Raw genomic sequence first — 2,542 nt, forward strand, 5'->3', positions numbered from 1 at the left:
GCACTTAAATTTCCTGATGATATTTGGTGACTACTATTAATTAATGTTCCATCCATATCAGATGCAATAAGCTTTATCATAAACTGCTCTCCTTTATCTTTACGAAATATTTATTATTAACTTCTTTTTTTTATATATTAATCATAATATACTTATGTAATAAATTACAATGGGGTACATTAAAATGATTGATAAATATTCTTTTATTCCTTTACTTTTATCTACTTTAGCAGGATTATCTACAGTTATTGGAGCTATCATAGTGTTCTTTAATAAAACAAAAAATGAAAAATTTTTAACATTCTCCTTGGGATTTTCGGCAGGAGTTATGATTACCGTATCATTTACAGATTTATTTCCCACTGCTGAAGAATCTATCTCTAAATATCATGGGGAATTTCAAGGAGTGATTTGGTCTATTCTCTTTTTACTTATTGGTGGATTGATTGCTTTTTTAATTGATAGTTTCTTACCTGATGATGAAAAAAACTCTCTCAAAGAGTCCAATAAAAACTATGGTCTATTCAGGGTTGGTTTAGTATCTACAATTGCTTTAATGCTACATAACTTCCCTGAAGGAATTGCTACCTTTGTTTCTGGATACCAAGATATTGGTCTAGGAATATCTGTTGCTTTTGCTATAGCTTTGCATAATATTCCTGAAGGTATTGCCATTGCTATGCCTATATATTTTTCAACTGGTAGTCGATATAAAGCAATTAAATATTCCTTTTGGTCTGGAATGACTGAACCACTAGGAGCATTTTTATCATTTTTATTCTTAAAACCATTTATTAATGAACTTATTCTTGGCATAATTTTTGCTGTAGTCTGTGGCATTATGATTTATATATCACTGGCAGAACTTATTCCATCATCACGCTCATACGGTCACATAAAACTATCATTGTTATCTATTTTCCTTGGCATTTCCATTATGCCAATAAGCCATATACTTTTGTAATTGATAGTTGATAATGGATAATTTTGAATAAAAGTCCATTATCAATACTTTGATTTTATAGATAATCAAGACACAAAATTGTGATAATTTTGAATAAAAGTCCATTATCAATTATAAAAGAGGTGTAATTTATGAATAATTTTAATATTACCAATAAGCTTCTTAAAATATTTAATATTACAGAAAATTCATTAAATGAGCGAAAAGTCATATTTCCCATAGATATATTTATAGCTCTAATCTTAGAAAATACCGGCATCATAAAGGATTTAAATAACCATTTTCTTCATAAGCTCCATAAGTATAAAGAAATGGCTCTAAATCTCCCTAGAAATATTGAAGGGAATAAAAATCAATTTTTCATCACACCAATAAGTGACAGTACTTTAGAAATTCTAACTGAATCCTTGCAAATTATGAATAAACGAAAACAAACGTATCTCACTGAAATTTATGTTCTAAAAGCATTAATAAAAATACCTAGTGAAGTAACTGCTGCCCTTACCAAAGAAGAGATTCATTATCTACAAAAGTTTTGTAACACCTCCAAAGACTTACTAGTTGACTTAAGAAATATTTATTCATTTAATAATAAACAAAATAAGAATTTTGTTATAAGAAAGGCACTGAATAAAGATAAATATATAATATATGATTTTGTAAAAGAAAATTTTAATTCTATATGGGCTGATTCATTGGTATCTATCTTTCCTTCAAATAATATACCAATTTATCTTGTACTAATTAATGACCACATAATTGGTTTTAGTTCATATGATATTCTAGGTACTAGCATATTTGGTCCTATTGGTGTACTGAAAGATTTTAGAAAACACTCTATTGGTAAAATCCTTTTGAACAAATGTCTATGGGATATGAAGCTAAGAGGTGATTCAATAGTAATTATAAAAAACGCAGGTCCTATTGAATTTTATGAAAAGTGCTGCAACGCAAATATTATTTAATTTTTTCTTAATAATTTTTTCACTTTTGATTTATAATAATTATTTAGTATAATACTAATATAAAAAAATAGAGACTGGTAACCCGGCGAGGACAAACCAGTCTCTATCATTTATCAGCACTTTACGTACCAACTGCTCATTTAATATAACATATCTATAATAATAATAATACAAGAAAAACTTATTTATTCATATATTACATAACAATCATTAGTTCATCATTCATTATTATTCAAGTTTTTCTCCATTAGATTCAATTACTTTTTTATACCAGTAAAAGCTTTTTTTCTTTCTTCTTTCCAATGTTCCATTACCTTCATTATCTTTATCTACATAAATGAATCCATATCTTTTGCTCATTTCCTCTGTTGATGCTGATACTAAATCTATGCATCCCCATGAAGTATATCCTATAAAATTTACACCATCAGCAATAGCTTCTTTCATAGCTTTTACGTGTTCTCGTGAACTACTCGCCACTTATAGAAGTGGGAGCTTCTTGGTCAATATACCCAACAGTACAAGTTTACCCAAGCTAACAAGGTAGTTCCTACCTCAATATAATACCAAAATTACATTGCTAATTTCAGTAGATTTATACTAGCATTTATAT

2 protein-coding genes and 1 pseudogene are annotated in these 2,542 nt (G+C 28.0%); 2 read left to right on the plus strand and 1 reads right to left on the minus strand.

What is annotated here, in order from left to right:
• The first annotated feature begins 184 nt into the window (after positions 1–184).
• The gene (gene zupT, locus Q5O29_RS03725; protein ID WP_022211660.1) at positions 185–964 is read left to right on the plus strand and encodes a zinc transporter ZupT; all 780 of its coding nucleotides are present in this window, start codon (positions 185–187) and stop codon (positions 962–964) included.
• Between the two features lie 131 nt (positions 965–1,095).
• Positions 1,096–1,929, plus strand: coding sequence for a GNAT family N-acetyltransferase (locus Q5O29_RS03730; RefSeq protein WP_022211661.1), 834 nt, complete (start codon positions 1,096–1,098; stop codon positions 1,927–1,929).
• 228 nt (positions 1,930–2,157) lie between these two features.
• Here Q5O29_RS03730 and Q5O29_RS03735 read toward each other — a convergent pair.
• A pseudogene (locus Q5O29_RS03735) lies at positions 2,158–2,394 on the minus strand (family 1 glycosylhydrolase); the annotation flags it as partial.
• Positions 2,395–2,542 lie beyond the last annotated feature (148 nt).

Origin of the sequence: Clostridium sp. CAG:265 (genome assembly GCF_000436575.1) — a bacterium.
GTDB classification, from domain to species: Bacteria; Bacillota; Clostridia; order Clostridiales; family Clostridiaceae; genus Clostridium; species Clostridium lentum.